The sequence below is a fragment of the Haloarchaeobius litoreus genome (assembly GCF_024495425.1).
GTDB lineage: Archaea > Halobacteriota > Halobacteria > Halobacteriales > Natrialbaceae > Haloarchaeobius > Haloarchaeobius litoreus.
Map to the genome: position 1 here is coordinate 1,005,973 of NZ_JANHJR010000001.1, position 26,096 is coordinate 1,032,068.

Here is a 26,096-nt window from a genome sequence, read left to right on the forward strand (position 1 = left end):
ACGCCCGTCGGACGCAGGGGGTGAGCATCGCGTGGTAGACACCGGACTCCTCGACGCGCTGGCACAGGGGCTGGTCACCGGCAGTATCATCGCCGCCGGGGCCATCGGTCTCTCGCTGGTGTACTCCATCGCGGAGGTGCCGAACTTCGCCCACGGGGACATGATAACCGTGGGGGCGTACTTCGCACTCGTCGTGAACCGGCCCGACGAAATCGCGCTGCTGCCGGGGCTGCCCGGCGGCGCGGTCTCGCTCGTCCTCGCAGGGCTGTTCGCGCTCGTCGCCGCGTCGGCCTTCGGCGCGCTGTACGAGCTCGCCATCTTCCGGCGGTTCCGGTCGAAGGAGGCGGACCTCATCACGATGGTCATCGTCTCGCTGGGGCTCGCGCTCGTGTTGCGCAACCTGGTGCTGTTCGTCGCCGGGTCGCGAAACATCAGCTACGAGACGCCGGTCGTCCGCGACGTGAACTGGGACCTCTACCTCACCGGGTCGGGGCTCACGGTCCAGCGCACCCAGCGACAGGCGGGCGACATCGCACTGCTCGCCGAGTGGGGCTACCCGCTGTGGCTCCTGCTGGGCATCGTCGCCGCGGCCGGAGCGGTCGGCTACGGCGTCTACCGCTGGCGGACCACCGACGAGGACTTCCGGACCGTCCACCTCGTCTCGCCGCGCGTACTCGGCGTCCTCAGCGGGCTCGCGACGCTGCTCGCCCTCGTCTACGCGCTCCGATTCGACCCGCAGGGGACCGACGCGCTCTGGTCGACCCGGATCGGCACGAGCTACAAGGACATCGCCATCGTGGTCGTCGTGGCCGTGGCGATGTTCCTGCTCAACCTCGTGCTGAAGGCGACCCGGCTCGGCAAGGGGATGCGCGCGACCGCCGACAACATGGACCTCGCGGAGGTCCGCGGCGTCGACGTCGACCGCATCCAGCTCGTCGTCTGGGTCATCGCCGGCCTGCTGACCGCGCTCGCCGGCGTCCTCGCCGGGTGGAGCGCGTCGAACGTCAACCCGAACATGGGCTTCACCCTGCTGTTGCCCGTGTTCGCGGCGGTCATCCTCGGCGGCATCAGGTCGCCCTACGGGGCCGCCGCCGGGGCCATACTCATCGGCATCAGCATGGACGTGGGCGTCTACCTGCTCCCGTCGGGACTGGCGACGTACCGCACCGCCATCGCCTTCGTCGTACTCATCGGGGTCCTGCTCGTCAAACCCGACGGCCTGTGGGGTGATGTCTGATGGCGTTAGCGGACTTCGCCGTCTCGCTCGTCACGTTCGTCGCCATCTACGGGCTGTTCGCCCTCGGGCTGAACCTCAAGTTCGGCTTCACGGGGCTGATCGACTTCGGCCACGTTGCCTACTTCATGGTCGGCGGCTACGTCACCGCCGTCCTCACGATGCCGGCGCAGGTGACCGGCTACGACGGCCTCGGGGGGTACGCGCTCCCCGCGATGCTCGCCGTCGTCCCCGGCGGCGACGTGCTCGGCTGGCTGCTCGGCGTCGCCGGCGGCATGGTCGCCGCCGCGCTCGTCTCGCTGCTCGTCGGCGTGCCGACCCTGCGTCTGCGCGAGGACTACCTCGCCATCACCGCGCTCGGCATCGCCACCATCCTGAACGAGGTCGTCCGGAACGAGCAGTGGCTGTTCAACGGTCCGTTCGGTATCCGGACCGTCCACCAGCCCGCGTCGGCCGCGTTCCCGCTCGGGCTCGGCTCGTTCACGCTGAACCTCGTCGTCTTTGGCGGCCTGAGCGTGCTCGTCCTCGCCTACGCCGGCTACCGCGTCGGCCGGTACGTGAAGGACATCGACGGGACCGGCGCCGGGCTCGGTCTCGCCAGCGTCGCCATCCTCGGTGGGGCCATCGGGGCGCTCACCCGTGGCGGCTCACTGCTCGTCGTCGGCGTCGCGCTCGCCGTCGTCGGTGTGGTCGTCCTCCGCGAGGCGGTCCGTCGCTCGCTCGAGCCCGAGCGCACGCTCGCGCTCGTCGTCGCACTCGCAGTCGCGGCCTGGTACTTCGTCCAGCCGCTGCTGGCCGCGTCGAACCCGACCGTCACGCTCCAGACGAACGTGATGTTCCTGTTCGACCCCGTCGCGGGGCCGAACGGCGGGCTCGACTACGACCGCTTCTTCATGCTGCTCTCGCTGGGGTTCCTCGCCGGCGGCTACCTGTGGTGCCAGCGCACCATCAACAGCCCGTACGGTCGCGTGCTGCGTGCGGTCCGCGACGACGAGGACGTGCCGCGCGCGCTGGGCAAGGAGACGTTCCGCTACAAGATACAGGCGCTCCTGTTCGGCTCCGCGCTCGCGGGGGCGGCCGGGTCGCTGTACACCATCCACCTCGGCTTCATCAGCCCCGACCAGTTCGGGGCGATGATCACGTTCTTCGCGTTCTCGTCGGTCATCATCGGTGGGACCGCGAACAACGCCGGGGTCGTGCTCGGGACGGCGGTGTTCTGGGCCATCAACAGCGGGACGCAGTTCCTCAACGACTACTTCCCGTCGGAGTACGCCGTCAAGCTGGCCGCCGCGCGGCTCATCTTCATCGGCGCGCTCCTCATCGTCATCCTCTACTACCGGCCGGAGGGGATCCTCGGCGAGCAGGACTACGACATCAACCTGCCCGGAGACGGGCCCGCGCCGAGTCGGGACGAGACGGCGGCCGCAGCCGGAGGTGACGCCGATGACTGACGACCCCGTCCTCTCGGTGTCGGGACTGGAGAGGTCCTTCGGGGGCATCACCGCCCTCGACGGCGTCGACGTCACCGTCGGCCAGGGCATCACCGGCCTCATCGGCCCGAACGGTGCCGGCAAGACCACGTTCTTCAACTGCATCACGGGCTACCTCGACCCCGACGGCGGCACCGTCGAGTTCCAGGGGACGGACGTGACGGGCAAGCGCACCCCGAGCATCGTCCGCGAGGGGCTCGTCCGGACGTTCCAGATACCGCGCGAGCTGGAGAACATGACCGTTCGCGAGAACCTGCTGCTCGCACCCAGTGGACAGTCCGGCGAGAAGCTCGGCCGTGCCTGGCTGCGCGGCGGCGCGTTCGCCGAGGACGAGCGACGGAGCCGACGCGAGGCCGAGGAGATGGCCGAGTTCTTCGAGCTCGACCACCTGCTCGACGAGCCCGCCGGCTCCCTGTCGGGCGGCCAGCGCAAGCTGCTCGAACTCGCCCGCGTGCTGCTGACCGAGCCCGAGATGGTTCTGCTCGACGAGCCGCTGGCGGGCGTCAACCCGACGCTCGAGAAGAAGATACTCGACCGCATCCACGAACTGGAGTCGCAGGGACTCACGTTCCTGTTCGTCGAACACGACATCGAACTCATCATGGAGCACTGCGACCACGTCGTCGTCATGCATCAGGGCAGGAAACTCACCGAGGGCCCGCCCTCGGCGGTCAGGAGCGACCAGCGCGTCATCGACGCCTACCTGGGTGAGGAGCTATGAGCCTGCTCGAACTCGACGCCGTCGACGCGGGCTACGGCGACCTCCAGATCCTGACAGACGTGGACATGCACGTCGACGACGGCGAGTACGTCACCATCGTCGGCCCGAACGGGGCCGGCAAGTCCACCGCGATGAAGACCGTCTTCGGCCTCACCACCCATATGGGTGGCACCGTCCACTTCGAGGGCGACCCCATCCACGAGCTGGGCACGCAGGAGATAATCCGCGAGGGCATCGCCTACGTCCCGCAGACGGAGAACCTGTTCCCGCGGATGACCGTCCGCGAGAACCTGGAGATGGGCGCGTACATCTTCGACGACGTGCCCCAGGACCGGCTCGCCGATGTGTTCGACCGGTTCCCCATCCTGCAGGAACGCCAGCGCCAGCGCGCCGGCACGATGTCCGGCGGGCAACAGCAGATGCTGGCGATGGGCGCGGCGCTGATGCTCGACCCCGAGCTCCTGCTGCTCGACGAGCCCTCCGCCGGGCTCGCACCGGACCTCGTCGACGGGATGTTCGACCGTATCGACGAGATCAACGACGCCGGGACCGCGGTGCTGATGGTCGAGCAGAACGCCAAGGAGGCGCTCCGGCGCTGCGACCGCGGCTACGTCCTCGTCAACGGCGAGAACAGCTTCGAGGGGCCCGGCGACGCGTTGCTCGCAGACGAGGAGGTCCGCCAGCGCTTCCTCGGCGGCTGACTCGAGGGCCGTTTCGACGCCGGGGTGGCGGGGACCATCGCTGTGCCCGACGATACGGAAGACCGGCCTCAAACTGCATCCGACTGGTATGCACGACACACCTAGAGCGCACCTTTATATGTGCATCTGTCGTCCCAGATGCATGGCACTCAATTTCGACGACCGCAGTCACGAGAACGGCTTCTGGATCAACGCGCTCATCGGCGCCGTCGCCGCGTTCGTGCTCGGGTTCATCCCGTTCTCGACCGTCCTCGGTGGCGTGGTCGCCGCGTACCTGCAGAAAGGAGAGACCCGAATGGAGAACGTGAAGGTCGGGGCGGCCGCCGGGGCGATATTCTTCATCCCGTCACTACTCGGACTGTTCGGGTTCGGCTTCCTCGGCATCCTGACCGGTGACGCGACAGGCTTCATCGTGCTGATGCTATTCGGCATCATCCTGCTCGTGATGGCCGCCATCTACACGGTCGGCCTCTGCGCGCTCGGCGGCTTCATCGCCCACGCGGTCTGGGAGGACGACTTCCGCAAGGCCCGCACCACCGCGAGCACGGGAACCACGACCGAGACGTACGACGAAGCCCAGTACTGAGCCGACTGACTCGCCTTTCTGCCTGCCGACTGTGACCCCAGTCGGAGGGCAATCATTACTTACACCCCCTCCGAAGCCACCGGCATGGCCTACAGCTACGAGCCACACTACTTCGAGGATATGGAGGTCGGCAAGACCTTCGAGAGCGTCGGACGGACAGTGACGGAATCCGACTTCGTCTTCCACTCGATGTTCGCCGACGACTGGACCGAACTACACACGAACGCCGAGTACAGCGAGGAGGGCCCGTTCGGCGAGCGCATCGGCCACGGCCCGATGACGTTCATCCTCACGACCGGGATGGTCCAGCGCTGTGGCTTCGTCGAGCGCACCGTCATCGCCTTCCTCGGCATGAACTACATGGACGTACCGAACCCGCTGACCATCGGCGACACCATCTCCTCGGAGTTCGAGGTCACGGAGAAGCAGGAGTTCGACTCGCGCGAGGACGCCGGACTGGTCGTCATCGACGCCGAGACGCGCAACCAGGACGACGAGATACTGCTGCAGGGCGATATGAAGTTCATGTTCAAGCGGCGGGACTTCTACGGCGACAAGCCCGGAAATCCCTGAGACGGGGCACAGCTATTGGGGCCGGGACGCGAACGGGGACGTATGACCATGGACCACGCGGCGATCCGTGTCTCGAACCTCGACGACTCCCTCGCGTTCTACCGCGACGTGTTCGGCTACGAGCCCGTCGACCGGTTCGAGGAGAGCGACAGCGTCTCGGACACCTTCGTGGGCGTCGACGACCAGGCAGTGATACAGCTCATCGATGCGGACGGCCCGGTCGAGGCCGACGACGGCGGCCACCTCGGCCTCTCGGTCGAGGACATCGACGCAGCGGTCGCCGAGCTGCCGACCGACCGCGTCACCCGCGGACCGGAGACCATCGACGACATCGGGGTCCGCATCGCGTTCGTCACCGACCCCGACGGTCACGTGCTGGAGCTGCTCGAACCGGTCTGAGCCGGGGGAAACACGAACGCTTTTTCGCCTGCCCGTTGCAGGGGGGAGTATGAGTCTGCCGAGCGTCGTCGACCCCGACGACCCGCGAATCATCGACACCCACGCACACCAGCCGACCGAGGAGTTCCTCTTCGACGCCGGCGGCGAGATGATGCAGGACGCCGCGAAGCGCTTCGGCAAGGAGATGGTGCCGAACTCCTACGAGGAGATGATCGAGGAGTACCGCGCGGTCGGCATCGACAGGGCCGTCCTGCTCGGCTGGGACGCCGAGACCAACACCGGCAACCCGCCGGTCCCGAACGAGTACGTCGCCGAGGTGCGCGACGAGCACGACGACTTCTTCGTCGGCTTCGGGAGCGTCGACCCACTGAAGGACGACTGCGTCGAGGAGGCCCGCCGCTGTGTCGAGGACCTCGACCTCGTCGGCTTCAAGTTCCAGCAGATCGCCCAGGGCTTCGACCCGAGCGACCCCGAGCACGAGGAGCTGTTCGACACCATCGAGGACCTCGGCGTGCCCTGTGTCTTCCACGGCGGCAACTCCACGCTGGGCGCGTGTGCGCCCGGCGGCCGTGGCCTGAAGATCAAGTACGGCGACCCGATGCTGCTCGACGACGTGGCCGCCGAGCACCCCGACCTGCAGATACTCATCGCGCACCCGGCGTTCCCGTGGGAGAAGGAACAGCTCGCCATCTGCCAGCAGAAGGGCAACGTCTACATGGACCTCTCGGGCTGGATGCCCGCCTACATCGACGACCAGGTGCTGCACTACGCGAAGACGCTGCTCAAGGACAAGGTGATGTTCGGCACGGACTACCCGATGCTCGACCCCGCGAAGTGGCTCCACCAGTTCGCCGAACTCGACTTCCCCGAGCCGGTCCAGCGCAAGATTCTCTGGGAGAACGCCGAGGAGTTCTTCGACCTGGACTGAACCCCCACGAACCCTTTTCTCGCTGGCGGCCGCGTAGCCGCCATGGACATCCGAATCGACCACGTCGCGAGCGCCTGGGCCGACCGCGAGGCGGGCGAAGCCGCGTGCGACGCCGTCGGGCTACCGACCACCTACGGCGGTGAGCACGCCGACGGGAGCACCGACATGAGCATCGTCGGCTTCCCCGACGGCAGCTACCTCGAACTCATCACGAACACCGGCGAGGCGGAACCCTCGCGCTGGCCCGAGTTCATCGCCGGCGACGCGGGGCCCGCTGCGTGGTGTGTCGAGGTCGACGACCTCCGGACGGCGCTCTCACGCGCGCTGGACGCCGGGGTGCGCGTCGCCGGGCCGGACCGCGACGGCCGTGCCCGTCCCGATGGTGTCGCCGTCGAGTGGGAGACGGCCATCCTCGGGGAGAGCCTCGGCGCGACGCTCCCGTTCTTAATCGAGGACCGGACACCGCGGCGGTACCGCATCACGCCGGACCCCGAACTCGTGGACTCGCCGCTCACGGGCATCTCGGAGGTCGTCGTGCTGACGGACGACGCGACCGCGCTGACCCGCCCGTTCGACCGGCTGTTCGGCGTGCCGCGGCCGGAGACCGTCGAGACCGACAGCTTCGGCGCGCGCCTCCACCGGTTCGCCGGGGCCGGTGTCGCGCTCGCCGAACCCGCCGGTGACCGCCTCACGGCCAGGCTCGACGAGTTCGGACCGGCACCCTGTGCCGTCCTCGTCGAGACGAACGACCTCGGCAGGGCGGCGGACTCCTTCTCCCTCACAGCCCCGGAGCGGTGGGGCGACGACCGCGTCGCGTGGTTTGACCACCCGGCACTGCGGGAGTGGCTCGGCGTCGTCGAGTACGCGCACTGACCACGGTAGTGGCTGCCAACGAGTGGGAGGAACGCTCGAAGTCCACTCGGTCGGGGGTTCAGGTAACTATTGAACGAACAGGGGGGTTTGAACCCGCTGGAACCGAATCATCGTTCATGCACAAACCGCTCCTGGTGACCGACTTCCTCGACCGAGCCCGAAGACACTACGCAGACGAGACGGCCGTCGTGGCGACGACGGGCGAGCGCTACACGTACGACGAGTTCGGCGAGCGCGCCGACCGGTTCTCGGCGTTCCTCCAGTCCGTCGGCGTGGAGGAGGGCGACCGCGTCGCCGTCCTCGACCCCAACACGCACTACCAGCTCGAGGCCGCCTACGGGACGATGCAGGTCGGCGCGGTCCACACACCGCTGAACTACCGGCTGACCGCCGACGACTACGCCTACATCCTCGCTGACGCCGGGGTGACGGCCATCTACGCCGACCACGAGTACGCCCACCGCGTCGAGGAGATCCGCGACGAGGTGCCGACCGAGACCTTCGTGACGAACGACGCCGACGCCGTCGACGGCGACTGGCGGTCCTTCGACGACGAACTCGACGCGGCCGGGACCGGCTACGACCGCCCCGAGATGAGCGAGGACGACGTGGTGACGATCAACTACACCTCGGGCACGACGGGCGACCCGAAGGGGGTCTGTCGCACCCACCGCGCAGAGACACTTCACTCCTACCTCGTCACGGCCCACCAGGACATCTCCGACGACGACGTCTACCTCTGGACGCTGCCGATGTTCCACGTCAACGGCTGGGGCCACATCTACTCCATCACCGGCAACGGGGCGACGCACGTCTGCACGCGCGGCGTCGACGCCGAGTCCGTCTTCGACGCCATCCAGACCGAGGACGTGAGCTACCTCTGTGCCGCGCCGACGGTGCTCAACATGCTGATGAACTACTACGACGACCACGACGGCGACGTCAGGACGGCGGGGACGAACCCCGTCCGGGCCGCGACCGCCGGTGCCGCCCCGCCCGAATCCACCCTCCGGACCGTCGAGGGCGAGTTCGGTTGGACGCTGATGCACGTCTACGGCGCGACGGAGACCGGCCCGCTCATCACCACCTCGCACTCGCCCCGGCACCTCGCCGGCAAGAGCGACGACGAGCGGTTCGAACTGATGAAGCGACAGGGAATCGGGTACCTCGGCACCGAGGTCCGCGTCGTCGACGAGGACGGCGCGGACGTGCCCCGCGATGGCTCGACCATCGGCGAGATCGTCGTCCGCGGCAACCAGGTGATGGACCGCTACTGGAACAAACCCGAGGCGACCGAGGAGGCGTTCTCCGAGCGCCGCGAGGGATACTACCACATGGGCGACCTCGCGACGTGGGACGAGGACGGCTTCGTCGCCATCCAGGACCGCAAGAAGGACATCATCATCTCCGGCGGCGAGAACATCTCGACCATCGAGCTGGAGGACGTGCTCTACGACCACCCCGAGATAGCGAAGGCCGCCGTCATCCCCGCACCGAGCGAGCAGTGGGGCGAGACGCCGAAGGCGGTCGTCGTCCCGACCGCCGACGCCACCATCGACCCCGACGACGTGAAGGCGTTCGTCGCCGACCGCGTCGCGAACTTCAAGCGCATCACCCGCGTCGAGTTCGTCGACCAGCTCCCCGAGACCGCGACCGGGAAGGTCCAGAAGTACGAGCTCCGCGAGCGCGAGTGGGAGGACGAGGAGTCGATGGTCGGGCAGGGGTGAGGGGTCGACCGGCCGTCGCCGTCGGGGACGGGGTTAAGCCGGTCCGGGACCGAGGTGGACCGTGCTCCCAGTGCTCGCTAGCACCGGCACGGCTGCCGGCCACCCGTTCGTCCGGGTCGGCGACGGGCCACGGACGCTGCTCGTCGTTCCCGGCCTGAACGACCCCCTCCACACCGTCGGGGACTCGTGGTGGTACCCGCGGCTGATGGCACTGTACCTCCGTCGATACGCCGACACCCACACCGGCTACATGGTGAGCCGGCCACACGGCCTCGCATCCGGGACGACCGTGAGCGACCTCGCTCGAGGCTACGAACGGGTGCTGGACGCCCTCGACGTCGGGTCGGTGGACGTGCTCGGACTCTCGATGGGTGGGTTCGTCGTCCAGCACCTCGCTGCGGACGACGACCGCGTCGACCGCGCAGTGCTGGGGCTCTCGGGCACCCGACTGAGCGAGTCCGGGGCGGCGGTCGTCCGTCGCTGGCGCGACCGGGCGGCCGCCGGGCACTGGGGCCCCATCTACCGCGACGCCGCTGGGATTCTCGCCGCTGGCGCCAGGGCCCGTCTCCTCCAGGCCGGGTCGTTCGTCTACGACCGGCTGTTCGAGCCGGTGGACCCGACCGACTTCCTCGTCTCCGCCGACGCCTGCCTGGCCTTCGACGGACGCCGCGTCTGCGAACGCGTCACGGCACCGACCCTCGTCGTCGGCGCGGACCGTGACCCCTTCTTCGACGAGGGCGACTACCGGGCGGCAGCGGACGCGCTCCCGGACGGCCGGCTGGCGATGCTCCGCGGAACCGGCCACGAGGCGGTCGTCGAGCATCCCGCGGCCTTCGACGGCACCGTCCGTCGGTTCCTCTCGCGGTGAGACTCACGCAGGCAGCTATCCGAACGCTCGAACACGCGGAGAAACGCCGACCGATTAGTCCCAGTCCGGGTTCCGCCCCTCGAGGAACGCGTCGACGCCCTCCTCGTGCTCCTCGGACATGTACGCCTGTACCTGGAGCATGTTCTCGTAGTCAAGTGCCTTGCGCCAGTCGTTGTCGAGGTTCTCGTGGATGGCCTGCTTGGTCATCCCGACCGTTCTCGTCGGGCGGCGCGAGAGCTTGCCGACCATCTCGTCGACCGCCTCGTCGAGCTCGTCCTCGGGGACGGCCTCGTTGACGAGCCCCATCTCGGCCGCTTCCTCGCCGTCGAAGAACTCGCCGGTCATGGTGAGGCGCTTGGCCGTCCGGAGCCCGACCAGTCGCGGCAGGGTGAACGTCGCGGCCGTGTCGGGGACCAGCCCGACGCGGATGAACGCACAGGAGAACGTCGCGTCGGGCACCGTGTACGCCATGTCCGACGCCGCGACGATGGCCAGGCCCGCGCCGACGCAGTCGCCGTTGACCTTCGCCACGACGGGCACGTCGCTGTTCAGGAGTTCGGCCGCAGCCCGGTTGAACGTCTCAGCGACCCGCTCGTAGGACTCGCGTGGCCCCTCCTCGCGCTCTTTCATCGCCTGGATGTCGCCCCCGGCGGAGAACGCGGGGTCGTCGCCGGTGAGCACGATGGCGTCGTGCTCGACGGGGTCGGCCCCCGCGACCGCGTCGGCCAGCTCCGTCGCCACCTCCAGGTTCATCGCGTTCATCACGTTCGGTCGGTCGAACGTTATCGTCCGTACGCCGTCGTCGTCCTCCACTCGCATACTACTGGCAACTTTCCATGGGTGCTTAATTGTTCGTCTGGCGGTCGTCGGCGTTCGAGTGCTGTACTCGTGTCCGCCGCTGTGTGACTGCCTGGTCGCAGGAGGCTGCCGTGCCGGCTGGACCGACGATGTCGTCGGCGAGTGTTTACAATATTCGTAAACTTTTCGGCGTCTCCAGGCCCTGGTCAGGATTTTTGTATCGACGGGTCCAACGTCGAAGGGAACCCATGAATCCGCTGAAACCGCCGTGCATGCGCAAGAACTCGCACGCCAAGAAGGGAGCCGAGGAGGGCGCGAAGATCGGTGCGAAGATCGGACGCCCGCTCGGTCCGGTCGGCTCCGGTATCGGCGCGGGGATGGGCGCGGCGAGCGGACACATCGCCGGCGCGATGCGGGACAACGTCGAGAACATCCTCACGCCGTTCTGAACGGTTCGCACGGCTTGGCAAGGTTCAAAGCCCCCGGGCGAATTCTTGTCCGTATGGACACGTACGAGTTGATGACCCGGAACACCGACGAGGTCATCACCGAGTCCGAGGTGCGCGCACTGGCCGACGACCCCGACGGGAAGCGGGTCTACGTCGGCTACGAGCCCTCGGGCGTCCTCCACCTCGGCCACCTCCTGACGGCGAACAAGCTCATCGACCTGCAGGAGGCCGGGATGGAGGTGGTCGTGCTGCTCGCGGACGTCCACGCCTACCTCAACGGGAAGGGCACGTTCGAGGAGATCCGCGAGACGGCCGAACGGATGCGCGCGCAGTTCCTCGCGTACGGGCTCGACGAGGACCAGACGGAGTTCGTCTACGGCAGCAGCTACCAGCTGGACGAGGACTACGTGCTCGACCTGCACGGGCTCGAACTGGAGACCAGCCTGAACCGCGCCCAGCGCGCGATGGCCGAGCTCCAGAGCGGCGAGACGGCGAAGGTCAGCCACGTCGTCTACCCGCTGATGCAGGCGCTCGACATCGAGTACCTCGATCTCGACCTCGCCATCGGCGGGATGGACCAGCGCAAGGTCCACATGCTCCACCGCGAGGAGCTCCCGTCGCTGGGCTACGAGGCCCGCCCCTGCCTGCACACGCCCATCCTCGCCGACCTGACGACCGGCGTCGGCAAGATGTCCTCCAGCCAGGGCGTCACCATCTCCATGGAGGACTCCGCCAAGGACCTCCAGGAGAAGGTGAACAAGGCGTACTGCCCGCCGACGGCTGACCCCGAGCCCGACGACGACGGCAACGACCGACACAACCCCGTCCTCGAGCTGTTCCACTACCACGTCTTCCCGCGGTTCGAGTCGATCACCGTCGAGCGCCCGGAGAAGTACGGCGGCGACCTTGTCTACGACGCCTACGACGACCTCGCGGCGGACCTCGAATCGGGCGAACTCCACCCGCAGGACGCGAAGAACACGCTCGCGAGCTACCTCGACGAGCTCATCGAGCCGGGTCGCGCGAAGCTGCGCGAACTCCGCGCGAACTGACCATCGGCACAGCCCACGACCCTCTTCTCGCCCCGTCCAACCGGCCGCTTCAAGTCACGTCGTCACGAATCCGACTGGCATGAACGAGACACGACGGCGCGTCCTCGCCGCGCTGGCCGACGGCCCGGTGAGCGGCCCGGCGCTCGCCGACACCCTCGGGGTCTCCAGAGCGGCCGTCTGGAAGCACGTCGAGGCCATCCGCGAGGCCGGCTTCGGCGTCGAGAGCGGCGACGACGGCTACCGGCTGACCGCGGTCCCGGAGTACGGCGGGCTGGCCATCGCCCACGGGCTGGCCGCCCCCTACGAGATCGAGTACCACGACGCGCTGGGGTCGACCAACGACCGCGCCCGAGAGCTCGCCGACGAGGGAGCGGGCGACGTGGTCGTCGTCGCCGACGAGCAGACCGGTGGCCGGGGACGCCTCGACCGCGAGTGGGCTGCACCGCCGGGCGGCGTCTACGCCTCCATCCTGACGCGGCCGCACGTACCGCCGTCGCAGGTGCCGCTCGCGACGCTCGCCGCGGCCGTGGCGGTTACGCGCGCCGCTCGTGAGGCCGGCGTCGACGCACGTATCAAGTGGCCGAACGACGTGCTGGTGGCGGTCGACGACGGCGAGCAGGGGGAACGGGTGTACCGCAAGCTCGCTGGCATCCTCACGGAGATGGAGGGCGAGGCCGACCGCGTCTCCTGGCTGGTCGTCGGTATCGGCGTCAACGCGAACGTCGCGACCGCCGACCTGCCACCGACGGGAACGAGCCTCCGCGAGCAGCTGGGCGAGAACGTCGACCGGCGGGTGTTCCTCCAGCGCGTGCTGGAGGAGTACCACGAACTGGGCACCGACGTCGACGCGGTGCTCCCGGCCTGGCGCGACCACGCCCTCACACTCGGTCAGCGCGTCCGCGTCGAGACACCCTCCGGCGAGGTGGTCGGCGAGGCGGTCGACGTGGAGTCGCCCGGCGCGCTCCTCGTCGAGACCGACGACGGCGTCGTCCGGGTGAGTGCGGGCGACTGCGAGCACCTCCGGCCGGTCGACGCCGCGTAGGCTCACCGGAAGACGACGACCGTGAGGAGGGGGAGAGACGCGAGGAGGGCGAACACCGCTATCCAGGGCACGACCATGGCGAACGCGGCGTTGATGAACGCGATAGCGGCCACCGCGACGATACGTTCTCCGAGGGTCATCGCCGCGCGCTCGTCGCCCCGAAGCCGTGCCGTCGTCGGTGTCATCCCGAGACCTGCACCGTCAGCACGGGGACCTCCGAGGACCTGACGACGCGCTCGGCGACGCTCCCGAGGAGGAGCCTGTCGATGCCGCCACGGCCGTGGGTGCCCATCACGACGAGGTCGCAGTCCTCCGACTCCGCGTATCGGACGACCTGCTTCGCCGGGGTCCCCTCCAGGAGCGCCGTCTCGACGGGCACACCGGACTCCTCGGCGAGCTCGACGACGCGGTCCAGCGCCGCCTCGCCCTCGCGTTCGAGCATCTCGTGCAGACCCTCCCACGCGGTCTCCATCGGAACGCCCCCGTAGCTGGCCGAGTCGACGACGTAGACGGCGTGGATGGTCGCGTCGTGGGCGACCGCGAGGTCGATGGCGTGGCGGACCGCCCGTTCGCCCTCCTCCGAGCCATCGGTCGGCACCAGTAAACGGTCGTACATGTGGTGTGCTATCACGTTGGTCGGGGCGGGTCTTGAGTGTGCCGTCGGTTCACCGGCCGATGCCACCGCCCGCTAGCGGACGACCGCGCGGATGTCGTCGACCCCGGCTCGGCGGACAACCGCCCGGACCACGTCCTTCGCACCCGTGAGGTTGTGCGAGTCACCGTCGAGGACGACCAGCTCGGCGTCCCGACCGGGCTCGACGAGCCCGCAGTTCAGGGCGGCGATGTCGGCCCCGGCCACTGTCGCCATCCGGAGCACCTCTGTCGCGGAGACGTCGAACAGCTTGGCCGCGAACTCCATCTCGCGAAACATCGACGGCGAGTTCAGGAACACGTTGTCGGTGCCGAGCGCGACCGAAGTCCGTTCCAGCAGCTCCGACACCGGCGGGAGCCCCACGTCCGTGACGAGGTTCGACCGCGGACAGACGGCCACCGGCGTCGCCGCGTCCGCCAGCCGGTCGAGGTGCCACGGTTCGGGGTGGACCATGTGGACGAGGAAGTCCGGATCGAGGTCCATCGCGCCGTCGATGTCGGAGCTGTCGACCTCGCCGGCGTGGATGCCGAACAGCTTGCCCTCGCGGGCGGTCGCCGCGCGCTCCCGTTCGAAGTCGGCGTCGTTCGTCCCCGACGCGCCGTAGCCGTCGGCCGCGTGCATGGCGTCCGTGCTTCCCCGGCCGAGCACCACCGACTCGACGGGGACGTTCTCGCCGGCGGCGCGGATCTCCTTCACGCCCTCGACGTCACCCTCGCGGAACTCGATGTGGGCGGCGGTCCCTGCCTCGGCCATGAACTCGAGCGACCGGTGCATCGCGGCTATCTTCTCCTCGGTGCTCGCCTGTCGCAGGAGCCGATGTTTCAGCCCGTTCGGCGGGGCGACCAGTTCCTCGAGGGAGAGCCCGCCGCCGGCCTCCTTCGCGATGGAGTCGCCGATGTGCGTGTGGGCGTTGACGAACGCCGGGAGGACGATGTCGTCGCTCTCGACCGGCTCCTCCTCGACGGACGCGATGACGCCGTCCTCGACGACGACCCGGCCCTCGACGGGCTCGAACTCGCGGCCGCGGAGGATGGTGCCCTCGACGAGGCGCTGGCCGCCGTCGGTCGCTGTCCGACCGCCCGTCGTCGTCCCGCTCTCGCCCCCCGTCATTGGCCGTACTGGTCGAGGGTCCCCTGCAGCCCCCTGACCTCGGCGACGAGCGCGCCGTCGATCTCGAGGCCGAGCACGCGCACGGCGGCGGTGCCGACCTGGTCGGTCACGTCCGCGGGGGAGTAGACCCCGAGTCGCCACTGCGCGAGCTGGGCGGACTGGAGGGCCTCGACCAGCGGCGACTGCTCGTCGAGCCGTCGGGCCTCGCCGCCGACGAGCACGCGCGTCGAGGACTCGTCCATCGACGGCTCCCCAGGCACGTCGAGCACGACCTGGTCGGGGTCGACGCCCGCCCGTTCGGCGATCTCCAGCTCGTACCCCCGCACGTCCTGGTGCTTGATGTCGAGCACGGCTTCGGGCACGTTGGCCCGCTCGGCCCAGACCGCCCGCTTGTAGAGGTCGCGCTCGTCGAACCGGCGGGCCACGTCTGCCGTCTCCTCGGTGTTGCGGAGCGCGACGAGGAAGCCGGGGTCGTCCATCCGTCGGAGGTCCTCCGCGTCGTACTCGGTGGAGTCGAGCAGGCGCTCGCCCGCCCGCCGGAGCATCGTCTTCGAGATGCGGGTGACGTGGTGGTCGTAGACGGTGGGCGTCATCAGCGCGCGGGCGACGAGCAGGCTCTCTGCGGTCTGGACGTTGCCCTCGGCGAGGACGAGCTCGCCGTCCTGGAAGGTGAGCTCGCGAACGAGCCGGGCGTGGTCGATGGTGCCGTAGGGGACGCCCGTGTGGTGGGCGTCGCGAACGAGGTAGTCCATCCGGTCGACGTCGAGCTCGCCGGAGACGAGCTGCCCGAACCGGCCGTCACCGGCGACGAGGTCGGCGACCTCGCGCGGTTCGATATCGTGCTCCCGCAGCACCGCTGCCACGTCGCCGCGCTCGAACAGTTCGTGGACATCGTCGTGGTACTTCCCGGTGCGACGGTGCGTGAGTGGTTCGAGGTTGTGACTGAACGGGCCGTGGCCCACGTCGTGGAGCAGCGCCGCGGCCTTCACCTTCTCCGCCCGCGGGCCCCCCACGTTCAGGTGGTCGAGCGCCTCGCAGGTGTTGTGGTAGACCCCCAGCGAGTGCTCGAAGCGGGTGTGGTTCGCCGACGGGTAGACGAGCGACGCGGTCCCCAGCTGTTTGATGTGCCGGAGTCGCTGCATCTCGGGTGTGTCCAGCAGCGCCCGAGCCACGCCCTCGACCTCGATGTGGTCGTGGACGCTGTCCTTGATGGTCTTCATTGCCCCCCGATTCGGCGTGTTCGTACAAAAGGAGACGGGTCAAAGGCCCACCGGGGTCGGGCCTCCGGACACTCGCGGCACCGACCCGACGCGTCGCTCGGCACGTTGCGTCACGAAAACGTGTCGTGGTCCCCGCTCAGACTGCGTTCGCCTCGTCGTACGCCATACCGAGCGACTCCACGACCCGGTGGATGGGGAGGGAGACGCCGAGCTGCCGCATCGCCAGTGCGAGTGGCATCAGCACGATACCGGCGGCGATGCTCAGCTGGTACAGCACGAACAGGCTTGCCGTGTAGGCCCTGTCTATCATCGGTCTTCACGCGACGGTGAGATTGGCCCGTATATAAGCTTTCCTGCCGAACGCCGGTGTGACAATCCCACGCAAACCCGGCGCAGTCTTGCGATTAAAACATAGTTGTGTGATGGACAATCCGAACTGCGAAAGTGGCGGGAATACGGGTTCCCAACGGGTTCCGAACACCCGTGATTCCCGTAACTTATGGGAATGATGTGAATCTCGTGCGCTTCTCCACGGCGGGAGCGAACCGCAAAACAAGCCTTGCTCCGGCCCCTCGGTGCGAGCATGAGCAACTATCTCGTTGTGATGGAAGCGGCGTGGTTGGTTCGCGATGTCACCGATATCAACGACGCCATCGGCGTCGCCGTGAGCGAGGCGGGCAAGCGCCTGAACGAGCAGGGCAAGGACTTCGTCGAGGTCAACGTCGGCCTCACCGACTGTCCGGCCTGTGGCGAGCCGTTCGAGTCCTCCTACATCGCCGCCGACACCGCGCTCGTCGGCCTGATGCTGGAGATGGAGGTGTTCAACGCCGACAGCGAGGAGCACGCGAACCGCATCGCAAAGAGCGAGGTCGGCGGTGCCCTGCGTGACGTCCCGCTCAAGGTCGTCGAGACCATCAAGCGCCAGAGCGACGACGACGACGAGTGACACCCGGAACACTTATTCTATAACCTTGGGTAATCCCCGGATATGGAACTCCCGACTCCGGCGGACCTGCGCGAGCGCCGTACGGAACTGGAGCTCACCCAGAGCGAGCTCGCCGACGCCGCCGACGTCTCACAGCCGCTCATCGCCCGCATCGAGGGCGGTGACGTCGACCCCCGACTCTCGACCCTGCGCCGCATCGTCGAGGCGCTGGACGAGGCCGAAGGTGAGATCGTCCGCGCGGGCGACCTGATGCACGAGGACGTCATCAGCATCGCGCCCGACGACACCGTCAGTGACGCCGTCCGCACGATGGAGCGCGAGGCGTACTCCCAGCTGGCGGTTATCAAGGACGGCATCCCCGTCGGCAGCATCAGCCAGTCCGACCTCGTCCACGTCGAGGAGGGCGCACGCGACGAGGCGGTGCGCGAGTACATGAGCGAATCCTTCCCGACCGTCTCCGAGGACGCGACACTGGAAGAGGTCAGCAACCTGCTCGACCACTACAAGGCCGTGATGGTCACGAAGGGCGGCGAGACGCTCGGCATCATCACCGAGGCCGACATCGCGGCGCGGCTCTCCTGACGCCTGGCAAAGGTTGACTTGCAGTGCCCTCGAAACGTCGAGTATGGCCGTCTCAAGTCACGTCCCGGCTCCAACGTCGGCGTCCCGGGCCATCCGTGACGCCCTCGCGACCTGGATCGCCTTCCTCGCACTCCTCCTCGTCGCCGGCCTCGCCACCGGCGTCTGGTGGCCGACGGACGTCCAGCTGTCGGCCGTCCTCACCGACATCGGACCGCTCTACGGACTGCTGTCGCTCGGGCTGGTCGGGCTCCCGGTGTTCGCCCTCCGCCGGTATCGGTTCCTCTCCCCGGTCGCGCTCCTGGTCGGCTGGCTCGTCCTCGGGTTCGCCTTCGGCCTCACGCTCGGCTTCCAGCCGGTCCGAGGCCTCTACATCGCCGTCCTGTACGGGTTCCTGCCGACGGCGGCGTACCCGCTGCTCGCCGGGGTGGAGTACGTGTTCCGTCGGATGGGTGCGAAGAAGTCCTCGACCGCCGTCTGAGTCTACGACAGCGAGAGCCCGCGGACCTCCACCGAGTCGCCCTCGGTGACCTCGCCGATTACCTGTCCGTCCTCGGTCGCGTCGGCGAGGTCGTCGGCCTGCTCCGGAGGAACGGCCGCGACGAAGCCGGTACCCATGTTGAACGTGCGGTACATCTCCTCCGGCGGGACGTTGCCGAGGTCCTGCACGAAGCCGAAGATCGGCTGCGCCGGGAACGGGTCCTCGATACGGTACTCGAACGCGCCCAGTCGCGAGAGGTTCGTCCAGCCGCCGCCGGTGACGTGGGCCGCCGCACGCACGTCGTGCTCGCGCATCGGTTCGAGCAGGTCGGTGTAGATGCGTGTCGGTTCGAGCAGGACCTCGCCGATGCGCCGCTCGGGTTCGGGCGGGAACGGGTCGTCGTAGTCGTGCTCGCGGGTCACCGCGGTCCGGGCGAGCGTGAGACCGTTCGAGTGGATACCGGAGGACGGCCACGCGACCAGCGTGTCGCCTTCCTGCGCCTCGCCGTCGAACACGGCATCTTTCGGCGCGAGTCCCGCACAGGTGCCCGCGAGGTCCAGCCCGTCGACGACCTCCGGCATGACGGCCGTCTCGCCGCCCAGCAGGGCGACGTTGGCGCGCGCTGCGGCCTCCGCGAGCCCCTCGCCGACCTGCTCGGCGAACGCCTCCGAGGGCTCGTCGACGGCGAGGTAGTCGACGAACGCGACGGGGTTCACACCCGCAGCGACGAGGTCGTTCGCGTTCATCGCCATGCAGTCGATGCCGACGGTGGAGTAGTCGCCCAGCGCCTCCGCGACGAGCAGCTTCGTGCCGACGCCGTCGGTCGCCAGGGCGAGGTACTGGTCGCCGATGTCGAGCATCCCCGCGTACTCCGTGTCGACGACGTTGCCGACCGCGTTCAAGAGCGCCGCCGTCGCCGCCTCGCTCTCCTCGATGTCGACCCCCGCGTCCGCGTACGTGAGCTCCTCGTCCTCGGTCATGGCAGAGAGCGCGCTTGGCACCCGCAAAAGCCCACCGAATTCTAGAATCATTCTGGCCCGAGTTCGAACAACGGCTTTAGGTACCCGGTGCCAGGGGTACACCGAGGATGGCTGACAGAGTCACGGGTGAGCGCCTGACGGACGCGCTGGTGGCGGTACTGGCCGGTGTCGCGGCGACCGCCGGGTCGTTCGCGCTGGCGGGCTGGTCGCGCGACACGTTCGTCGTCGCCCCCATCGACGCACGCATCGTCCAGCTGACGCCGGGCCCGATAGTCGCGTTCGCGATAGAGGAGTTCGGCGCGGCCGGGCACATCCTGCACATCACGCTCGCCCTCGCCGTGGTCGTCGGTGGGCTCGGGCTCGCGACGGTCGCTGCACTCGCCGTCGGGCACCGCGCGGGCGGTCCCCCGCTGGCGCTCGCCCTCTCCGGTCTGTTCGTCTTCGCCGGCCTCTACCTGCCGACAGGCGCGCTCCAGCCCGCGATTCTCGGCACGCTCTCCGCGATGGCCGTGGTCGGGGTGTACGCCGCCGCGCTCGACCCCCGGATGCGCTCCGACACCGACGGGTACATGCCCGACGACGCCGCACGTCGGCAGACCCTCGGGCTCGCGCTCGGGACCGTCGCCTACGCAGGTGTCGGTGCCGCCCTCGGGAGCCGTCGGGAGTCCGTCGCCCCCACCGAGCCCCTCGATTCCGCCCAGCGACGGGCCGCCGAGGACCGCCTCTCCGAGGCGGCGGCCCGCTCGTTCGAGTCGGAGCGCCTGGGCGGCATGGTCACTCCCAACGCTGAGTTCTACGAGACTGACATCGCCACGTTCGACCCCGACGTCGAGCCGTCGACGTGGGAGCTCCAGGTCACCGGCTCCGTCGACCAGGCGGTGTCGATGGACTACTACGACCTCACCGGGATGGAGCCCGAGCACCGGTTCGTCACGCTGCGCTGCGTCGGCGAGGAGCTCAACGGGCACAAGCTGGACAACGCGCTCTGGACCGGCGTGCCCATCGCCGAGTTCCTCGACCGGGCCGGCCCGTCGCCGGAGTGCGGCTGCGTGAAGGTGTACGCCGCCGACGACTACTACCAGGTGTTCCCGCTGGAGGTGATGGAGACCGCCTTCCTCGCGTACGGGATGAACGGCCGGCGGCTCCCGACGAGCCACGGCAAGCCCGCCCGCCTGCTCGTCCCCGGCCACTGGGGCGAGATCAACGTCAAGTGGGTCACCGAGATCGAGCTCATCGACGAACAGCAGCAGGGCTACTGGGAGGAGCGCGGCTGGCACGGCACCGGGCCCGTCAACACCGTCGCGAAGCTGTACGACGAGGGCATCACCGTCCGGGACGACGGCACGGTCCAGCTCGTCGGCCACGCCTACGCAGGGCTGCGCGGCATCGACCGCGTCGAGGTGTCGACCGACGGCGGCGACACCTGGGACGACGCCGAGCTCTCCGAGCCCCTGCCCGACGAGGACGTCTGGCGGATGTACCGCTACGAGTTCCAGGGCGACGACCGGCACGAGGTCGTCGTCAGGGCCACCGACGGCACGGGAGCGCTCCAGCCACGGGAGGCGGCCAGTCCGTACCCGAACGGGGCCAGCGGCTGGGTGTCGAAGACGGTCGATGTCTAGCGATGTCACTAAATAGCCGGTCCGAGCACGCATGAGACGAACCGATGGAGAAGGCGTTGTGGTACCTACTGGTCGGGACACGCGGCGGGAAGAACCGGGTGCGAATCATCCGGTCGCTCGACGAGCGCCCACGCAACGCCAACCAGCTCGCCGAGGCCATCGACGTGGACTACAACACCGTCCGACACCATCTGGAGATGCTGGTCGAACACAACATCCTCGAGAAGGGCGGTGAGGACTACGGCGCGATGTACTTCCTCACCGACCAGTTCGAGCACAACAGGGAGACGTTCGAGAACGTGACAGAACACATGGAGGAGACATGAGCATGGACCAGACGATAGCGGTCGCGAGCGCCTTCGCCGGAATCAACGTCGTCCTGCTGACCGTCCTGACGGTCATCTGGATACGGAACTACCGGACGTTCCGCACGCCGTTGATACTCGGCCTCGTCGCCTTCGCGCTCGTCATGCTGCTTGAGAACGCCACCGCGTTGTACTTCTTCTTCAGCATGAAGATGTTCTACGGCAACGCGCCCAGCGTCCAGCAGGCCGTCGCGGTCCTGCGCGGGATGCAGTTCGTCGCCCTGCTGTTCCTGACCTGGGTGACGCTGAAGTAGCCGAAGCGACCGTCGTCACAGCGTCCCCCTATCGCAGGAAGAACCCCGCCGGGAACGGGTCGTCGGGGTCGACCACGAACGTGTTCCTGCCCGTGATGTGCGCGCTCCCCTGCACCGTTGGGACGACCGCGTCGTACCCCTCGAACTCGGTCTCCTCGTCGTACCAGCCGGTGAACCGCGAGTCGACGATGCTCTCGACCGTGAACCGCTCGCCCGGTCCGACCGTGTCGTCGGCTGCGAGGAGTGCGAGCCGACCGCTCACGCCCGTCCCCGTCGGGCAGCGGTCGACCTCGCCGTCGGCGAAGACGCAGACGTTCCGGCTGTCGGCGTCCGAGTCCGGGTCGTCGTCGACGAAGATGGTGCCGTAGAGGAAGGAGAGGTCCTCCTCCGTCGGGTGGACGATGTCGAGGTCGTCCGCCACGGCCCGCTTGATCCGCCGGCCAGCATCGACGAGTTCCGGGGCGTCCCCGGTTCCGAGCCCGACTCCCGCGTCGGACGCCTCGACGTACGCGTAGAACGCGCCGCCGAACGCGACGTCGTAGCCGACCTCGCCCACACCGGGCACGTCGACGGTCCGGTCCCGGGCGTAGACGAACGCCGGGACGTTCTGGAAGGCGACGTGCTCGACGCGGGGCCGACCGTCGGCGTCCCGCCCGCCTGCGGTCGTCGCCGTCACCAGCCCGGCGGGCGTCTCGAAGACGATATCGTCGCCGGGCTCGAACGGGCCGGCCTCGACGAACGCGACACCGAGCGCGACAATCCCGTGCCCGCACATCGTGCTGTAGCCCTCGTTGTGGGTGAACAGCACGCCCAGGTCGGCGCGCTCGTCGGTCGGCTCCGTGAGAATCGCGCCGTACATGTCGGCGTGGCCGCGCGGTTCGTGCATCAGTGCGCGGCGGTAGTCGTCGAGTTCGTCGCGCACGTACCGGCGCTTCGCCAGCAGCGTCTCGCCCTCCAGCGGCGGGATGCCGTCGAGCACGATGCGGAGCGGTTCGCCGCCGGTGTGCGTGTCGAGCGTCTCCACCCGTCGCCAGTCGTCGGGCGGGGTCCAGCCGAGCGATGTGGCGTCCATCGACGGGGAATCGTCGCGCAGTGTCAAGTAGGTTGGCCGTCGGACAGGCCGCTACTGGTCGGCGAGCTGGTGCGCCCGGACGACGACGTAGATGAGCACGAGCCCGGTCCCGACAGCGAGGACGAACTGCGTCGCGAGCGTGAACACGAACCCGAGAGCCGGCGTGATACTGAAGAGTTCGACGAACAGCCAATGCACCAGTTGCGGGAGGAGTGCCGCGACACCGATTCCGGCGACGAGCTTCGCGAGGGGGATGGCCTCGAACAGTATCTGGCCAGTGTCGAACTCGCCGGAGGGGGAGTCGAAGAACGGTCTGGAGGGCGACATACCGACACCGATTCGTCTTGCCGGCAAAGGTCTTGGGATGACGTGAGACGCGTTCAGGGCAGGTAGCCGAGGAACGCACCCGCCGCCAGCGAGCCACAGACCGCGAACGAGACGACGAAGACGGGCTTGCTCCAGTTCCAGACCTTCTTGCCGTCGAGCGGGCCGTACGGGATCATGTTGAAGCCGGCGAGGAAGGCGTTGATCCAGACGCCCAGGATACCGATACTCTCGACGAAGCCACCAAAGAAGAACAACGGATAGAACACCGCGAGCAGTGCGACGTTCGTCGCTGGTCCAGCAAGAGCGATGAGACCGCTCTCACGCTCGCCAGTACGAGGGTGGTATACGGCTCCTGGAGCGGCGAAGAGGAAGCCCACCATCGCACTGAAGATGGCGAGCAGGAGCATGTTGTAGTCGGCCTTGAACGCCGCCGGATAGCCGAAGTGTTGGGCTGTAAACTTGTGGGCGAGTTCGTGGAGCAAGAACGCCACGCCAGCCGTGACAGCACAGAGGACAACAGCTTCCGAAAGGGGTAGATTTGCAATTTGCCGGTAACCGAAACCGGAACGGACTGCGAGTATCGCGAAAGCTACCGAGATTGCCACCCAAGCAGCTAACAAGTCCCGAATCTCGGTCTCCTTGATGGAGCGCATCGTCGTGCTCATAGCAGCCCCACGATGACGTCGAGACTGTTCTCGGCACCACGCAGCAGTACGGCCATCAGTTCGTCGACGGTGTCGATCTCGTCGGGCGCGAGCCACGGCAGGACGACGACCGGGAAGCTGAAGCTCGCGATGACACTCCCGATGTTCGTCGCGGCGACGACCATGATGAGCTTGAACAGCGGCACGTCGAACATCCGACGGACGACGTCCAGCAGCGGGCTCTCCTCGTCGGAGAGTATCTCGTTGAGGGTGGCGATGTCACCGACGTTGACGGGGTCGTGGCGGAGCTCCATGTAGCCCGCGAACCAGCCGGGTGCGAGCACCGGGTTGAGGCTGGTGAGCCAGGCGATCGCGCCGCCGACGCCCGCGCTCGTCCACCGTGCGCCGGCGAGCTTCGCGAGGCCGAACGCGAAGATGCCGTTGTAGAGGAACCACGCCGCGAACAGCTTCAGCAGGAACAGGTCGTTGACGCCGGCCATCACGAGCAGGAAGAAGAAGGCGATGTAGCCGACGGTCAGCAGGTAGACGAACGCCTTGAACACCGAGAACCGGCGCTTCTTCTCGGTCCCCCGCAGCGACTCCATCGGTGGGAGCGTCTCCGGGTTCGCGAGGAATCGCTCGATGCCCTCGCGGTGGCCCGCGCCGACGACCGCGACGACCGAGTAGCCCTGATTCCGGAGCGTGACGAGGTTGTGGGCGATGTAGGCGTCGCGCTCGTCGATGAGCGCCTGCGCGCCACCGGGGGAGAACCGGCGGAACTCCTCCATCATCGCCGTGACCACGTCGCCGTCGGTGAGGTCGTCGATGTCGAACTCCTCGTACTCCTCGACCTCGTCGGCGTCGTAGCCCGCGACGGCGAGCAGGAGCCCGAAGACGGCTCCGAGACCGATGCCGGCGAGGATACCACCGAGGATGCCGGCCGCGAAGGCGACGCCGAGCCCGCCGCCGAGGACGGTCGCCACGTACGGCGCGGTGACGCCGCTGGCGGCGACGCCGGCACCGACGGTCAGACCGCCGATGGCACCGAGTGCGATGGACTGGTCCTCGCGCATCGTCCGGATACTGCCCTCCCAGAGCAGGTAGCCGGCGAGGAGGCCGACGAGACTCCCGCCGGCGACGGACTGGATGGTCGTCGTGCCGACGCCGAACAGCGCGGGGACGGCGAACCCGGCGAGTGGGCCGAGGAACAGCCCCAGGAACAGGCCGGCCGTGACGCCGACGACGAGCGCGTCGGCGACGCCGAAGATGAGCCCCGACATCATCTTCACCTTCTCCAGTGCCGTCATCCGACGCCAGAACCGCTGGATGGTCACCTGGATGTCGCGGTCGACCAGCGAGACGCCGAGGCCGTGCTCCTCGGCGGCCTCGACGGCCGCGAGCATGTCCGCGCCGGGTTCGATGTCGAACTTCTCGCCCATGCGGGTCTGGACGTACGAGAGCATCCAGTACGCGATGAACTGGAAGACGGTGTTGCCCTCGAGCAGGTCGCGAGGCTCGATGTCGTCGGGGGTCTCCCCGCGCATCTGCCGGTACCGGTCCTCGTCGAGCTCGACGGCGACGACGTCCGGTCGCTCGTCCGCGATGGTCTCGCGCACCTCCTCGACGCTTCGCTCTGACACGTGGGCCGTCCCGAGCACGGTGACCGAGCCCTCGCCGTCGCCCGGCGGGTCGGGCGGTTCGGGTGCCGGAGGGGCGGCTGAATCACTCATTGCCCCCGCTTCTAACTCGGACGGTAAACTGTTGTCGGAGCGCGTTCGTCTCTGTCACGCCCGGGTTCGTGGCTGTCGTCGGCGGGAGCGCCGTCTCAGCGGATCGCCCAGTTCGCGGCCGCGATGAGGACTCCGAGGTCGTCGTGGCCGAAGCGGTCCGCGTGGTTGGGCCGCAGGGACTCGTCGCTGCTCGCGAACTCGTCGGGCGTCCAGAACTCGGCGTCGACAGCGTCGTCCGCCGCGGAGAGCTCACCGGTCGTCGCCTCGCGGTCGACGGCGTACTCCAGCGAGACGATCTCCTTCCCGGGCTGGGTCTCGGCGGTGCGCGCCTCGAACAGCGTCAGGTCCCCGGAGTCCACCGCGAGACCGGTCTCCTCCCGGAGCTCGCGGGCGGCGGTCTCGTGTGGATGCTCGCCCAGCTCGACGTGTCCCCCGGGGACCATCCAGTCGCCGGCCGTCTCGCCCACTCCGCGCTCGACGAGCAGGAGCTCCTCATCGTCGACGACGACGATACCCGTCCCGGGGACCGGGTTGTGGAACACCGGTCGGTCGCAGTCGGTACAGTACCGGAACGTGCCGTCGTCGTGACTCGTGCGTTCGAGCGCCGTCCCACAGTACGGACAGAACTCCGGCGGGAAGTTGACCATCGAACGGCACTAGGTGCAGCACCCTC

At 68.3% G+C, this 26,096-nt stretch carries 32 protein-coding genes; 20 read left to right on the forward strand and 12 right to left on the reverse strand.

Annotated features, from left to right (window positions below; all coding sequences use genetic code 11):
• Positions 1-31 precede the first annotated feature (31 nt).
• The 11 genes from NOW55_RS05070 to NOW55_RS05120 all read left to right on the forward strand — a co-directional run bounded on the left by NOW55_RS05070 (position 32) and on the right by NOW55_RS05120 (position 10,100).
• A complete protein-coding gene (locus NOW55_RS05070) occupies positions 32-1,237 on the forward strand; it encodes a branched-chain amino acid ABC transporter permease (RefSeq protein ID WP_256398994.1) in 1,206 nt (401 codons plus the stop codon).
• Positions 1,237-2,685, forward strand: a complete 1,449-nt coding sequence (locus tag NOW55_RS05075) for a branched-chain amino acid ABC transporter permease (protein WP_256398995.1) — start codon at positions 1,237-1,239, stop codon at positions 2,683-2,685. Before NOW55_RS05070 ends, NOW55_RS05075 begins: the two co-directional genes overlap by 1 nt.
• A complete protein-coding gene (locus NOW55_RS05080; protein ID WP_256398996.1) occupies positions 2,678-3,445 on the forward strand; it encodes an ABC transporter ATP-binding protein in 768 nt (255 codons plus the stop codon). The genes NOW55_RS05075 and NOW55_RS05080 overlap by 8 nt, the downstream gene beginning before the upstream one ends.
• Entirely contained in the window at positions 3,442-4,146 is a 705-nt protein-coding gene (locus tag NOW55_RS05085) for an ABC transporter ATP-binding protein (protein WP_256398997.1), read from the forward strand. The genes NOW55_RS05080 and NOW55_RS05085 overlap by 4 nt, the downstream gene beginning before the upstream one ends.
• 142 nt (positions 4,147-4,288) lie before the next feature.
• Complete coding sequence (locus tag NOW55_RS05090; protein WP_256398999.1) at positions 4,289-4,732, forward strand: DUF5518 domain-containing protein; 444 nt, start codon at positions 4,289-4,291, stop codon at positions 4,730-4,732.
• Positions 4,733-4,816: 84 nt separating this feature from the next.
• Positions 4,817-5,305 carry a MaoC/PaaZ C-terminal domain-containing protein gene (locus NOW55_RS05095; protein ID WP_256399000.1) on the forward strand — a complete coding sequence of 163 codons (489 nt, stop codon included), beginning with the start codon at positions 4,817-4,819 and terminating at the stop codon, positions 5,303-5,305.
• 42 nt (positions 5,306-5,347) lie between these two features.
• Positions 5,348-5,704 carry a VOC family protein gene (locus NOW55_RS05100; protein WP_256399001.1) on the forward strand — a complete coding sequence of 119 codons (357 nt, stop codon included), beginning with the start codon at positions 5,348-5,350 and terminating at the stop codon, positions 5,702-5,704.
• A gap of 49 nt (positions 5,705-5,753) precedes the next feature.
• The gene (locus NOW55_RS05105; RefSeq protein ID WP_256399002.1) at positions 5,754-6,632 is read left to right on the forward strand and encodes an amidohydrolase family protein; all 879 of its coding nucleotides are present in this window, start codon (positions 5,754-5,756) and stop codon (positions 6,630-6,632) included.
• A gap of 42 nt (positions 6,633-6,674) precedes the next feature.
• Positions 6,675-7,505 (forward strand): VOC family protein, encoded by an 831-nt coding sequence (locus tag NOW55_RS05110; RefSeq protein ID WP_256399003.1) that lies wholly within the window; start codon positions 6,675-6,677, stop codon positions 7,503-7,505.
• 116 nt (positions 7,506-7,621) lie between these two features.
• Complete coding sequence (locus tag NOW55_RS05115) at positions 7,622-9,232, forward strand: long-chain-fatty-acid--CoA ligase (protein ID WP_256399004.1); 1,611 nt, start codon at positions 7,622-7,624, stop codon at positions 9,230-9,232.
• Positions 9,233-9,293: 61 nt separating this feature from the next.
• Positions 9,294-10,100, forward strand: coding sequence for an alpha/beta fold hydrolase (locus NOW55_RS05120; RefSeq protein WP_256399005.1), 807 nt, complete (start codon positions 9,294-9,296; stop codon positions 10,098-10,100).
• Between the two features lie 54 nt (positions 10,101-10,154).
• Here NOW55_RS05120 and NOW55_RS05125 read toward each other — a convergent pair whose 3' ends face one another.
• The gene (locus tag NOW55_RS05125) at positions 10,155-10,919 is read right to left on the reverse strand and encodes an enoyl-CoA hydratase/isomerase family protein (RefSeq protein ID WP_256399006.1); all 765 of its coding nucleotides are present in this window, start codon (positions 10,917-10,919) and stop codon (positions 10,155-10,157) included.
• Positions 10,920-11,146: 227 nt separating this feature from the next.
• On the opposite strand from NOW55_RS05125, the gene NOW55_RS05130 reads away from it, so the two are divergent.
• The 3 genes from NOW55_RS05130 to NOW55_RS05140 all read left to right on the forward strand — a co-directional run bounded on the left by NOW55_RS05130 (position 11,147) and on the right by NOW55_RS05140 (position 13,441).
• Positions 11,147-11,347 carry a YMGG-like glycine zipper-containing protein gene (locus NOW55_RS05130; RefSeq protein ID WP_256399007.1) on the forward strand — a complete coding sequence of 67 codons (201 nt, stop codon included), beginning with the start codon at positions 11,147-11,149 and terminating at the stop codon, positions 11,345-11,347.
• Between the two features lie 53 nt (positions 11,348-11,400).
• Complete coding sequence (locus NOW55_RS05135; protein ID WP_256399008.1) at positions 11,401-12,399, forward strand: tyrosine--tRNA ligase; 999 nt, start codon at positions 11,401-11,403, stop codon at positions 12,397-12,399.
• Between the two features lie 79 nt (positions 12,400-12,478).
• A complete protein-coding gene (locus tag NOW55_RS05140) occupies positions 12,479-13,441 on the forward strand; it encodes a biotin--[acetyl-CoA-carboxylase] ligase (RefSeq protein ID WP_256399009.1) in 963 nt (320 codons plus the stop codon).
• Between the two features lie 2 nt (positions 13,442-13,443).
• On the opposite strand, the gene NOW55_RS05145 is transcribed toward NOW55_RS05140, so the two are convergent.
• From NOW55_RS05145 to NOW55_RS05165, 5 genes are all read right to left on the reverse strand, one after another.
• Positions 13,444-13,626, reverse strand: a complete 183-nt coding sequence (locus tag NOW55_RS05145) for a hypothetical protein (RefSeq protein WP_256399010.1) — start codon at positions 13,624-13,626, stop codon at positions 13,444-13,446.
• Positions 13,623-14,057: a universal stress protein gene (locus tag NOW55_RS05150; RefSeq protein ID WP_256399011.1), complete on the reverse strand. Its 435-nt coding sequence runs from the start codon at positions 14,055-14,057 to the stop codon at positions 13,623-13,625. The genes NOW55_RS05145 and NOW55_RS05150 overlap by 4 nt, the downstream gene beginning before the upstream one ends.
• Before the next feature lie 72 nt (positions 14,058-14,129).
• Entirely contained in the window at positions 14,130-15,203 is a 1,074-nt protein-coding gene (locus NOW55_RS05155; protein WP_256399012.1) for an amidohydrolase family protein, read from the reverse strand.
• Positions 15,200-16,423 (reverse strand): HD domain-containing protein, encoded by a 1,224-nt coding sequence (locus NOW55_RS05160; RefSeq protein WP_256399014.1) that lies wholly within the window; start codon positions 16,421-16,423, stop codon positions 15,200-15,202. The genes NOW55_RS05155 and NOW55_RS05160 overlap by 4 nt, the downstream gene beginning before the upstream one ends.
• A 136-nt stretch (positions 16,424-16,559) precedes the next feature.
• Complete coding sequence (locus NOW55_RS05165) at positions 16,560-16,733, reverse strand: hypothetical protein (protein ID WP_256399015.1); 174 nt, start codon at positions 16,731-16,733, stop codon at positions 16,560-16,562.
• Positions 16,734-17,006: 273 nt separating this feature from the next.
• On the opposite strand from NOW55_RS05165, the gene NOW55_RS05170 reads away from it, so the two are divergent.
• From NOW55_RS05170 to NOW55_RS05180, 3 genes are read left to right on the forward strand one after another with little or no spacing between them, the layout of a single operon-like run.
• The gene (locus tag NOW55_RS05170) at positions 17,007-17,369 is read left to right on the forward strand and encodes a DUF555 domain-containing protein (protein ID WP_256399017.1); all 363 of its coding nucleotides are present in this window, start codon (positions 17,007-17,009) and stop codon (positions 17,367-17,369) included.
• Between the two features lie 42 nt (positions 17,370-17,411).
• Positions 17,412-17,951, forward strand: coding sequence for a CBS domain-containing protein (locus tag NOW55_RS05175; protein ID WP_256399018.1), 540 nt, complete (start codon positions 17,412-17,414; stop codon positions 17,949-17,951).
• 43 nt (positions 17,952-17,994) lie between these two features.
• A complete protein-coding gene (locus NOW55_RS05180; protein WP_256399019.1) occupies positions 17,995-18,429 on the forward strand; it encodes a hypothetical protein in 435 nt (144 codons plus the stop codon).
• 2 nt (positions 18,430-18,431) lie between these two features.
• Here NOW55_RS05180 and purM read toward each other — a convergent pair whose 3' ends face one another.
• Entirely contained in the window at positions 18,432-19,409 is a 978-nt protein-coding gene (gene purM / locus NOW55_RS05185) for a phosphoribosylformylglycinamidine cyclo-ligase (protein ID WP_256399020.1), read from the reverse strand.
• 107 nt (positions 19,410-19,516) lie between these two features.
• Between purM and NOW55_RS05190 the strand changes: the two genes are divergently transcribed.
• Genes NOW55_RS05190 through NOW55_RS05200 form a run of 3 tightly spaced genes read left to right on the forward strand, consistent with a single transcriptional unit; the run spans position 19,517 to position 21,650 of the window.
• On the forward strand, positions 19,517-21,031 hold the full coding sequence (locus NOW55_RS05190; protein ID WP_256399021.1) for a molybdopterin-dependent oxidoreductase: 1,515 nt from the start codon (positions 19,517-19,519) through the stop codon (positions 21,029-21,031).
• 44 nt (positions 21,032-21,075) lie between these two features.
• On the forward strand, positions 21,076-21,357 hold the full coding sequence (locus NOW55_RS05195; protein WP_256399022.1) for a winged helix-turn-helix domain-containing protein: 282 nt from the start codon (positions 21,076-21,078) through the stop codon (positions 21,355-21,357).
• Positions 21,358-21,359: 2 nt separating this feature from the next.
• Positions 21,360-21,650: a DUF8036 family membrane protein gene (locus NOW55_RS05200; protein WP_390293052.1), complete on the forward strand. Its 291-nt coding sequence runs from the start codon at positions 21,360-21,362 to the stop codon at positions 21,648-21,650.
• A 28-nt stretch (positions 21,651-21,678) separates the two neighbouring features.
• On the opposite strand, the gene NOW55_RS05205 is transcribed toward NOW55_RS05200, so the two are convergent.
• The 5 genes from NOW55_RS05205 to NOW55_RS05225 form a co-directional block, all read right to left on the reverse strand.
• Positions 21,679-22,722, reverse strand: coding sequence for a proline racemase family protein (locus NOW55_RS05205; protein ID WP_256399024.1), 1,044 nt, complete (start codon positions 22,720-22,722; stop codon positions 21,679-21,681).
• Positions 22,723-22,773: 51 nt separating this feature from the next.
• Positions 22,774-23,049 (reverse strand): hypothetical protein, encoded by a 276-nt coding sequence (locus tag NOW55_RS05210; RefSeq protein WP_256399025.1) that lies wholly within the window; start codon positions 23,047-23,049, stop codon positions 22,774-22,776.
• Between the two features lie 53 nt (positions 23,050-23,102).
• Positions 23,103-23,714, reverse strand: a complete 612-nt coding sequence (locus NOW55_RS05215) for a zinc metalloprotease (protein WP_256399026.1) — start codon at positions 23,712-23,714, stop codon at positions 23,103-23,105.
• The gene (locus NOW55_RS05220; RefSeq protein WP_256399027.1) at positions 23,711-25,423 is read right to left on the reverse strand and encodes a TraB/GumN family protein; all 1,713 of its coding nucleotides are present in this window, start codon (positions 25,421-25,423) and stop codon (positions 23,711-23,713) included. Before NOW55_RS05220 ends, NOW55_RS05215 begins: the two co-directional genes overlap by 4 nt.
• A gap of 95 nt (positions 25,424-25,518) precedes the next feature.
• Positions 25,519-26,070 (reverse strand): NUDIX domain-containing protein, encoded by a 552-nt coding sequence (locus NOW55_RS05225; RefSeq protein WP_256399028.1) that lies wholly within the window; start codon positions 26,068-26,070, stop codon positions 25,519-25,521.
• Positions 26,071-26,096 lie beyond the last annotated feature (26 nt).

Bases quoted from the DNA above. Each gene is read 5' to 3' on its own strand.
- NOW55_RS05175 (WP_256399018.1), top strand. From the start codon at position 17,412: ATGGAACTCCCGACTCCGGCGGACCTGCGCGAGCGCCGTACGGAACTG.
- purM (WP_256399020.1), bottom strand. From the start codon at position 19,409: ATGACCGAGGACGAGGAGCTCACGTACGCGGACGCGGGGGTCGACATC.
- NOW55_RS05165 (WP_256399015.1), bottom strand. From the start codon at position 16,733: ATGATAGACAGGGCCTACACGGCAAGCCTGTTCGTGCTGTACCAGCTG.
- NOW55_RS05145 (WP_256399010.1), bottom strand. From the start codon at position 13,626: ATGACACCGACGACGGCACGGCTTCGGGGCGACGAGCGCGCGGCGATG.
- NOW55_RS05195 (WP_256399022.1), top strand. From the start codon at position 21,076: ATGGAGAAGGCGTTGTGGTACCTACTGGTCGGGACACGCGGCGGGAAG.
- NOW55_RS05125 (WP_256399006.1), bottom strand. From the start codon at position 10,919: ATGCGAGTGGAGGACGACGACGGCGTACGGACGATAACGTTCGACCGA.
- NOW55_RS05140 (WP_256399009.1), top strand. From the start codon at position 12,479: ATGAACGAGACACGACGGCGCGTCCTCGCCGCGCTGGCCGACGGCCCG.
- NOW55_RS05180 (WP_256399019.1), top strand. From the start codon at position 17,995: ATGGCCGTCTCAAGTCACGTCCCGGCTCCAACGTCGGCGTCCCGGGCC.
- NOW55_RS05090 (WP_256398999.1), top strand. From the start codon at position 4,289: ATGGCACTCAATTTCGACGACCGCAGTCACGAGAACGGCTTCTGGATC.
- NOW55_RS05105 (WP_256399002.1), top strand. From the start codon at position 5,754: ATGAGTCTGCCGAGCGTCGTCGACCCCGACGACCCGCGAATCATCGAC.
- NOW55_RS05205 (WP_256399024.1), bottom strand. From the start codon at position 22,722: ATGGACGCCACATCGCTCGGCTGGACCCCGCCCGACGACTGGCGACGG.
- NOW55_RS05160 (WP_256399014.1), bottom strand. From the start codon at position 16,423: ATGAAGACCATCAAGGACAGCGTCCACGACCACATCGAGGTCGAGGGC.
- NOW55_RS05200 (WP_390293052.1), top strand. From the start codon at position 21,360: ATGGACCAGACGATAGCGGTCGCGAGCGCCTTCGCCGGAATCAACGTC.
- NOW55_RS05150 (WP_256399011.1), bottom strand. From the start codon at position 14,057: ATGTACGACCGTTTACTGGTGCCGACCGATGGCTCGGAGGAGGGCGAA.
- NOW55_RS05190 (WP_256399021.1), top strand. From the start codon at position 19,517: ATGGCTGACAGAGTCACGGGTGAGCGCCTGACGGACGCGCTGGTGGCG.
- NOW55_RS05225 (WP_256399028.1), bottom strand. From the start codon at position 26,070: ATGGTCAACTTCCCGCCGGAGTTCTGTCCGTACTGTGGGACGGCGCTC.
- NOW55_RS05220 (WP_256399027.1), bottom strand. From the start codon at position 25,423: ATGAGTGATTCAGCCGCCCCTCCGGCACCCGAACCGCCCGACCCGCCG.
- NOW55_RS05130 (WP_256399007.1), top strand. From the start codon at position 11,147: ATGAATCCGCTGAAACCGCCGTGCATGCGCAAGAACTCGCACGCCAAG.
- NOW55_RS05210 (WP_256399025.1), bottom strand. From the start codon at position 23,049: ATGTCGCCCTCCAGACCGTTCTTCGACTCCCCCTCCGGCGAGTTCGAC.
- NOW55_RS05080 (WP_256398996.1), top strand. From the start codon at position 2,678: ATGACTGACGACCCCGTCCTCTCGGTGTCGGGACTGGAGAGGTCCTTC.
- NOW55_RS05085 (WP_256398997.1), top strand. From the start codon at position 3,442: ATGAGCCTGCTCGAACTCGACGCCGTCGACGCGGGCTACGGCGACCTC.
- NOW55_RS05215 (WP_256399026.1), bottom strand. From the start codon at position 23,714: ATGAGCACGACGATGCGCTCCATCAAGGAGACCGAGATTCGGGACTTG.
- NOW55_RS05170 (WP_256399017.1), top strand. From the start codon at position 17,007: ATGAGCAACTATCTCGTTGTGATGGAAGCGGCGTGGTTGGTTCGCGAT.
- NOW55_RS05115 (WP_256399004.1), top strand. From the start codon at position 7,622: ATGCACAAACCGCTCCTGGTGACCGACTTCCTCGACCGAGCCCGAAGA.
- NOW55_RS05075 (WP_256398995.1), top strand. From the start codon at position 1,237: ATGGCGTTAGCGGACTTCGCCGTCTCGCTCGTCACGTTCGTCGCCATC.
- NOW55_RS05135 (WP_256399008.1), top strand. From the start codon at position 11,401: ATGGACACGTACGAGTTGATGACCCGGAACACCGACGAGGTCATCACC.
- NOW55_RS05100 (WP_256399001.1), top strand. From the start codon at position 5,348: ATGACCATGGACCACGCGGCGATCCGTGTCTCGAACCTCGACGACTCC.
- NOW55_RS05110 (WP_256399003.1), top strand. From the start codon at position 6,675: ATGGACATCCGAATCGACCACGTCGCGAGCGCCTGGGCCGACCGCGAG.
- NOW55_RS05095 (WP_256399000.1), top strand. From the start codon at position 4,817: ATGGCCTACAGCTACGAGCCACACTACTTCGAGGATATGGAGGTCGGC.
- NOW55_RS05155 (WP_256399012.1), bottom strand. From the start codon at position 15,203: ATGACGGGGGGCGAGAGCGGGACGACGACGGGCGGTCGGACAGCGACC.